This is a genomic window from Aureimonas sp. AU4 (assembly GCF_001463765.1).
Classification (GTDB): Bacteria; Pseudomonadota; Alphaproteobacteria; order Rhizobiales; family Rhizobiaceae; genus Aureimonas.
This window is the reverse complement of sequence record NZ_BBWK01000102.1, coordinates 1-6,555: the sequence shown is the minus strand read 5'-3', so window position 1 is coordinate 6,555 and position 6,555 is coordinate 1. Positions and strand designations below refer to the sequence as shown.

7 protein-coding genes and 2 pseudogenes are annotated in these 6,555 nt (G+C 64.8%); 4 read left to right on the top strand and 5 right to left on the bottom strand.

Annotation, left to right across the window (positions count from 1 at the left end; genetic code table 11):
* Positions 1-190 (bottom strand): hypothetical protein (locus AUL35_RS22705; protein WP_192847144.1); only part of this gene is annotated, 190 nt, incomplete at its 3' end.
* 3 nt (positions 191-193) lie between these two features.
* Here AUL35_RS22705 and AUL35_RS21085 point away from each other — a divergent pair.
* Both AUL35_RS21085 and AUL35_RS21080 read left to right on the top strand, forming a co-directional pair.
* Entirely contained in the window at positions 194-748 is a 555-nt protein-coding gene (locus tag AUL35_RS21085) for a sensor histidine kinase (RefSeq protein WP_192847143.1), read from the top strand.
* Positions 749-763: 15 nt separating this feature from the next.
* Positions 764-1,153, top strand: a complete 390-nt coding sequence (locus AUL35_RS21080) for a response regulator (protein ID WP_062018537.1) — start codon at positions 764-766, stop codon at positions 1,151-1,153.
* Positions 1,154-1,582: 429 nt separating this feature from the next.
* On the opposite strand, the gene AUL35_RS21075 is transcribed toward AUL35_RS21080, so the two are convergent.
* Entirely contained in the window at positions 1,583-2,611 is a 1,029-nt protein-coding gene (locus AUL35_RS21075) for an AraC family transcriptional regulator (RefSeq protein WP_192847142.1), read from the bottom strand.
* On the opposite strand from AUL35_RS21075, the gene AUL35_RS21070 reads away from it, so the two are divergent.
* Positions 2,610-3,347, top strand: coding sequence for an SDR family oxidoreductase (locus tag AUL35_RS21070; RefSeq protein ID WP_062018533.1), 738 nt, complete (start codon positions 2,610-2,612; stop codon positions 3,345-3,347). The genes AUL35_RS21075 and AUL35_RS21070 overlap by 2 nt on opposite strands.
* Positions 3,348-3,592: 245 nt before the next feature.
* Here the strand turns inward: AUL35_RS21070 and AUL35_RS21065 are convergent, their stop codons facing one another.
* From AUL35_RS21065 to AUL35_RS21055, 3 genes and pseudogenes are all read right to left on the bottom strand, one after another.
* On the bottom strand, positions 3,593-4,771 hold the full coding sequence (locus AUL35_RS21065) for a Gfo/Idh/MocA family protein (RefSeq protein ID WP_062018532.1): 1,179 nt from the start codon (positions 4,769-4,771) through the stop codon (positions 3,593-3,595).
* An 85-nt stretch (positions 4,772-4,856) separates the two neighbouring features.
* On the bottom strand, positions 4,857-5,597 hold the full coding sequence (locus tag AUL35_RS21060) for an SDR family NAD(P)-dependent oxidoreductase (protein ID WP_062018530.1): 741 nt from the start codon (positions 5,595-5,597) through the stop codon (positions 4,857-4,859).
* Positions 5,598-5,622: 25 nt separating this feature from the next.
* Positions 5,623-5,757: pseudogene (locus AUL35_RS21055) on the bottom strand (transposase); the annotation flags it as partial.
* Positions 5,758-5,824: 67 nt separating this feature from the next.
* On the opposite strand from AUL35_RS21055, the pseudogene AUL35_RS21050 reads away from it, so the two are divergent.
* Positions 5,825-6,192 (top strand): annotated as a pseudogene (locus AUL35_RS21050) (integrase core domain-containing protein); the annotation flags it as partial.
* Positions 6,193-6,555: the final 363 nt, after the last annotated feature.

Genomic DNA, 6,555 nt, shown 5'->3' with positions numbered 1-6,555 from the left:
CTTCCTCGACCTGCCGATCAGCTTCGACGGCCGCCTCTACGCCGTGGTCTTCGCCCATTCGCGCACGCTCCATGTCTGGACGGACGGCGAGCGCCAGTTCGTCGAGCAGGTCGGCGACCGGGTGCGGGCGGCCGTGGCTCGCCAGCGGATGGAGGACGCGCAGCGTGTACTGACGCAGGAGATGTCGCACCGCATGAAGAACCTTCTGTCCATGGTCCAGGCGATTACCGCACAGACCATCCGACAGGCTCGCACAATGGAAGAGGCCAATGAGGCGGTCTCCACCCGGATCTTAGCGCTCGCCCGGGCGCAGGACATCCTGACGCGATCGAACTTCGAAGAAGCGGACGTCGGCGAGGTCGTTGGCGCCGCGATGGCTCCGCATCAGACCAAGGATCATCGGATCGAGGCGGGCGGTTCCCGCCTTGGTTTGACCGCACAACAGGCTCTTGGCCTTAGTCTCGCGATCCACGAACTGGCGACCAACGCGGCCAAGTATGGCGCCCTCTCGAACGAGACGGGCCGCGTTGCCATGTTATGGGACGTCGTTGACGGTGCGTTCCAGTTCCGCTGGAGCGAGGCCGGCGGTCCTCCCGTTAAATTGCCGGAACGGCGAGGCTTCGGCTCCAAGTTGATCGAGCGCATCGTCGCCAGCTACTTCGACGGCGCAGGTCACATCGACTTCGACCCCGCCGGCATCCGCTTCACGTTGACCGGGGCACCCGCTCGCCTCGCGCCGACCGCCTGAGACCGACCGCCGACCATGGGCCAGTCCTTCGATCCGAACCGTTACGCCGTCCTTGTTGTCGAGGACGATGCCCTCGTGCGCGCGGAGGCTGCGGACCTGTGCGAGGACGCGGGCTTCACGACCTACGAAGCAAGAAATGCCGACCAAGCCATCCGCATGCTGGAGCGCCATTCCGACATTCGCGTCCTGTTCACCGACATCGATATGCCCGGCACGATGGACGGGCTGAAGCTCGCCCATGCCGTGCGCGACCGCTGGCCGCCTGTCACCATCATCGTGACGTCAGGTCGCGTGCAAGTCACCGTCGATCAGATGCCCGTCAACAGCACGTTCTTCACCAAGCCCTATCCGCCCCGCGCCATCCTCGACATGCTGCGAGACATCACTCTGCAACTTGGTGGCTGACGACGGGTAGCCTTGCAACTCGTGGATGGCGCGTCATATCCGATGATACAGCAACGGATCGCCAACCAGATGGTCTGTGGAATGTACCCATAGAGGCGAGTAGACCACACTTGGCGACGAAGGATCTGACGCGCATTCTGACGACGCCCGGTGTGCAGGCCAGGGTACGTGCCGCCATGCAATCGTCCCCGGTCCATCGGGCCGATCACGCGCTGCCGCAGCAATTGTCCGACCTTCTTGCCGAGTTGGACCGCCGAACGGGCGGACAGGATGTGCCTAAGCCTGAGTAGGCGGCGGGATCGTCGATGCCGTCCGCTTTTGGGAGCTGCTGAAGCGACATCGTGAGTCTGTGATGGGTCGAAAGCGGATCGACCGTTTCAAGCGTCGGCGTCTATCGGCCATGGCGTGTGGATTGCGGTCCGCCAGCTTTCAGGGACAAGGGCGCTGAAAGCTGCCGCGCGTGTCGCTGACTGCGTGTGTTCGCGGAGTTCCTCCCAACGTCCGCTTGAACGCCTGGCTGAATGCGCTCTGGGAACTGTATCCGACTTCTTCGGCAACGGCGGCGACACTCGATCCTGCATCCAGTTTCTGACGGGCCAGAACCATTCGCCAGTGGGTCAGGTAATCCATCGGCGGTCGACCGACACGCCGAACGAACAGGGAGGTAAACGCCGAACGAGACATGCCGACCTCTTGTGCAAGGAGGGGCGCCGTCCATCGATGGGCAACGTTGTCGTGCATCAACCCGATCGCTCTGGCCAGGCGCGGGTCCCCCAAGGCGGCGATCCAACCAATGTCATTGCCTGACCCCGCCGCGACGAAGGCGCGAACGGCCTCGGCGACGAGAATTTCGGCCAGACGGGCAGCAATGAGCGAACTGCCAACACCTGGACTTTGAACCTCCGCCCACAGCGAAGCCAAGGTCCGTGAGATGGCATTCGCGCTCGGCGACGCCCGATCAATCCGAAGGAACCTCGGCAGAGCCTCCAGAACGAACGGGGCGCAGCCGCTTGCGAAGCCGCTGCCGCCTCCGATCATCGCCGTGTCGCCGCCATCGCCCAACCGCACAGCGTCCTGTCCCGGACCGGCGTAGAGCGTCATGCCATCGACCGGTTCAATGGTGGGATCGCTTGCCACGATGTAACGCGTGTCACCCAGGAGAACGACGTCGCCGTTCTCCATCGGCTCCGGCTGCTTGTCCGGAAGCAGGAGCCAGCATCGACCGCGCGTCACTGCCACGAACTTCAGGCGTGTTCGGCCGTCGAACGACAGTGACCAGTCGCCGGACGCCTCGAGGCTGGTCCCTCGGACGCTCCGGATGGCGAGGAGTGACACGACTTGGGAAAACGGATCGATCATGGTCTTGGCGGATCGCGACAGAGAAGTGGCTGATCTAACATAGATCCGCTTGCGGTGCTTCCATAAGGCTGGCGATGTGTCACCGAAGGAGCTGATCATGGCCGTTGCGAACAAGATCGTTGCCATCACCGGGGCAGGACGCGGGATAGGCCGAGCCACGGCACTGCATCTCGCCGCACGAGGTGCTCACCTTGTACTGGGAGCGCGGAGCAAAGCTGAGATCGCCGCAGTTGCCGGGGAAATCGAGCAAAAGGGGGGACGTGCTGTCTTCCGAACAGTCGACGTGACCCAACGGGCGGATCTCGAAGCCCTTGTTGACCTCGCCCGACATCGGTTCGGCCGACTGGATGTGATCGTCAACAATGCCGGGATCGGGCCCATCTCCCGGTTCGACGCCCTGCGGGTCGAGGACTGGGACGCGATGATCGACGTCAACCTGAAGGGTGCTCTCTATGGGTTCGCAGCGGCGCTGCCGGTCTTCAACGATCAGCGGAGCGGCCACGTCGTGAACGTCGTCTCGACCGCCGGACTCAAGATTGTTCCAACCATGGGCGTCTACGCCGCCACGAAGAACGCGTTACGGACGGCAACAGAGGCTCTTCGGCAGGAATGCGTGCCGGGCCTTCGGGTGACCGAGGTGTCCCCAGGCTTCATCGACACGACGTTTGTCGACTCCTCGGTCACGGATCCCGTCGTTAGGGCAGCGATCAGCCGGCAGAAGGAGGAACTCGCCATATCACCGGACGCCATCGCGCGAGCGGTCGCCTTTGCGATCGAGCAGCCCGACGATGTCGAAATCGGGAGCATCGTCGTTCGGCCTACTGCCCAGGATTGAAGACAGGAAGATAATCAACGTCCGCTCTTGGCCACGGCACGAGGCACCCCTAGTGACCTAAACGGGTCGTTTGGGGTCAGCCAATGCCCATCAGTTAATGTAGCACACTCTCGCATGACGCGGACGCCGGATCCCGTCCGCGTAACGTACTCTTCCGGGACGGACTTGAGTGGAAAGCCGTCAATCCGCTTTTCGAGATCGATCGGCATTAAGCAGTCGTCGGAGCACGACTTCTCTACCGCCGATTAGCCACCCGTTGGTGCTGGTGGTTGCTCGCTCGCAGTGGGAGGGGGATCAGCATGCAGCAGATGCCGCTCGCGCCGACCCGACATGGCGGACCGTGCGATCGCATCGAGCACCCGGTGGTGATCGAGCGCGACCGCAAAGTCCGGCGCCTCGTCAGTTCCATCGCGAATGTCGGCCGCGAACTGGGCGTAGAGGCGGGCCACGCCCGCTGCTGCTGCGCCGATTGGCAGGTCAGAAGCCGCATAGGCGGGCGGGACCTGGAGCTGCTGGACAGGCTCGCGGCCGCGGCGGAACGCGATGGCCAGGTCGCCGAAGTGGACGTAGCCCGACGCCGTCTCGACGCGAAGGCTGCCCTCGGTGCCCTGGATCTCCCATACCATCGCCGGGCCGGCCGGCTGCCCGGCACTGTAGTGAAGCGAGGCGACGATCCCGCCCTCGAGAACGCCGGCGACGACGATCTCGTCCGGCGTGTCCTTCGGGAGCGGCGCGCCGTCCGACAGGCGGACGCCGTCGCCGCGCCGATTGGCGACGACGGCGGACAGGCTCTCGAACGGGCCGAGCACGCGCGCGAGCGGTTCGAGCGCGTGGCCGAGCGCGATGCTGAGGAACGTAGCGCCGTGCTCGGCGCGGGCCATGAACTCGAACGGCGGGTTGTATCGCCCGACCCACATGTCCTCGGTGGGATGCGCCCGGATGCTCGTGCTGAGTGGCGTGCCGATCGCGCCCTGCCGAACGAGGTCACGCAGGAAGCGGATCGGCGGGTGCAGGCCGCCCTGCAACCCGACGATCGTCCGCAATCCCTGTCCGCGAGCGAGACGCTCCAGCGCTTCGGCTTCCGACTGGTCACGAGCGAGCGGCCATTCGCAGTAGACCATCTTGCCCGCGGCAAGCGCATCGGAGACGATCCGCGCGTGCTCCGGCACCTTGACCGCAACCACCACGAGGTCGACCTCCGGCCGCACGACCAGCGCCTGATGCGTGTCGAAGGCGAGGTCGACACCGAGCCGAGCGGCGGTTGCGCGGGCGCTCTCGATGCGGGTCGTGCTGACCGCACGGATCTCGAACGCATCGAGTGCTTTCAGTGCCGGAATGTGCGCCACCCCGGCCCAACCCCGGTCGGCACCGGCACCCACGATGCCGACACCGATCCGGGATCGGGCGTTCGCGTGGTCGCTCATGTGGGCGCGTCCTTCCTGCGCAGCCCGGGCACGACCCGCCGGGCTGCGTCACCATAGTTTCGGATATGGACGAGTGCTTCGGCGCCTAGGCCAGCATTCCGCCGTCGACCGTGACGATCGATCCCGTGATGTGCCTGGCGGCCGGGCTGGCGAGGAACGCAACGGCGGCGGCGACATCGGCCGGCGTGCCGAAGCGGCCGAGCGGGGACAGGCTGCGCTGATAGTCCGCGCTTTCGCCATCCGCGGGATTCATGTCGGTGTCGGTCGAGCCCGGCTGCACGAGGTTCGCCGTGATGTCCTTCGGTCCGAGTTCCTGCGCAAGGCCGCGGGTGAGGGACTGGAGCGCGGACTTGGTCATGTAATAGACCGTGCCCGGCGCGCCGACGATGCGATCCGCCCCCGCGGAGCCGATGCTGATGATGCGTCCACCGGCGCCGAGGTGCGGGATGGCCGCCTGGGTGGCGAGAATTGGCCCGCGGATATTGACCGCGAGCAGCGCGTCGATGTCCTCGACCGCGAAGTCGGCGATGGTGTTGTAGCGCGCGATCGCGGCATTGTTGACAAGGATGTCCAGTCCACCGAGTGCGGCGACGGCATCCTCGACCGAGCGCCTGATTGCGGCCGGGTCGCCGCTGTCGGCTTGGATGGCGACCGCCCGTCGGCCCAGCTTCTCGATCGAGGCCACCACGTGCCTGGCGCGGTCGGGCGAGTTCTGGAACGTCAGCGCGACATCGGCGCCATTCTCGGCGAGGGTCAGCGCGATGGCCGCGCCGATCCCGCGAGAGCCACCGGTCACGAGGGCGCGCTTTCCATTGAGGTTCGTCATCGTCAGTACCTTTATGCAGCGATCACCACTTCGCCCCGTTCCGGTGACGCCAGAGGATCGCCTCGATGGTCCGTCGCAGGTGCGGGCTCGGAACCTTCGCATGCGGGCGGCAGGCCTCGATCAACGGTTCCAGATCAGACCACCGCTCGTCGCTCAACATCTGCACGCTTCTCCTCATCGGAAAAGGCAGCGACATGGAGTCGGCTTCAGGCGCTAACAGGCCCTAATCGCTCTCGGGTCTGCGGGTTGCGCGTAAGCTCGACGCCATCGTGCGTCATCGCGGTCGCCCGACGACCATCGTCAGCAATAACGGCACGGAGTTCACCTCGAGCGCGATCCTGACATGGTCGGACGAGAGCTGCATCGGCTGGCATTACATCGCGCCCGGCAAGCTGCAGCAGAACGGCGTCATCGAGAGCTTCAGCGGACGGCTGCGCGACGAGCTTCTGAACGTCGGAGCTGCCCTCGCAGCGGAGGGCTGTTCCGCTCTCTGCCGCATGCTCGGACCGTGCTGGAAGACTGGCGACGCGACTACAACGAGGAACGACCGCACTCGAAGCTCGGCTGGATGACGCCCTGGGATTTTGCCCGCACCACCATAGAAACCACCGGCCAAAACGCTGCGCTCACCAACGGCTCCGCACTTCGGTCTCTTGCAGCCGCTTTCGACGATGGCTCAGATCACGACAGGACTCTCGCTCCCGCTGGATACAAGAATGGGGGACTCGTCAGCGGGTTGGGATCCTATTCGCCGACTCCATCCGAGCTCGTAGCCTCCGAAGTCTGCATCAACGGGCCCGATACAAGACTGCATCCGTCCAACGCGCTGAGAGATCAGATTGCCTCATGCAACAGGGAAGCAATCCACACCAGGGAGCCGGCTATCCTCTCGCTATGTCGATCAACATCGAAAAAGCGGATATGCAAAACCAGTCCGACATCACGTCAGTGCCTCAAC

Coding starts and splice junctions, on each gene's coding strand:
- AUL35_RS21075 (WP_192847142.1), bottom strand. CDS start 2,611: ATGATCAGCTCCTTCGGTGACACATCGCCAGCCTTATGGAAGCACCGC.
- AUL35_RS21065 (WP_062018532.1), bottom strand. CDS start 4,771: ATGAGCGACCACGCGAACGCCCGATCCCGGATCGGTGTCGGCATCGTG.
- AUL35_RS21060 (WP_062018530.1), bottom strand. CDS start 5,597: ATGACGAACCTCAATGGAAAGCGCGCCCTCGTGACCGGTGGCTCTCGC.
- AUL35_RS21070 (WP_062018533.1), top strand. CDS start 2,610: ATGGCCGTTGCGAACAAGATCGTTGCCATCACCGGGGCAGGACGCGGG.
- AUL35_RS21085 (WP_192847143.1), top strand. CDS start 194: ATGAAGAACCTTCTGTCCATGGTCCAGGCGATTACCGCACAGACCATC.
- AUL35_RS21080 (WP_062018537.1), top strand. CDS start 764: ATGGGCCAGTCCTTCGATCCGAACCGTTACGCCGTCCTTGTTGTCGAG.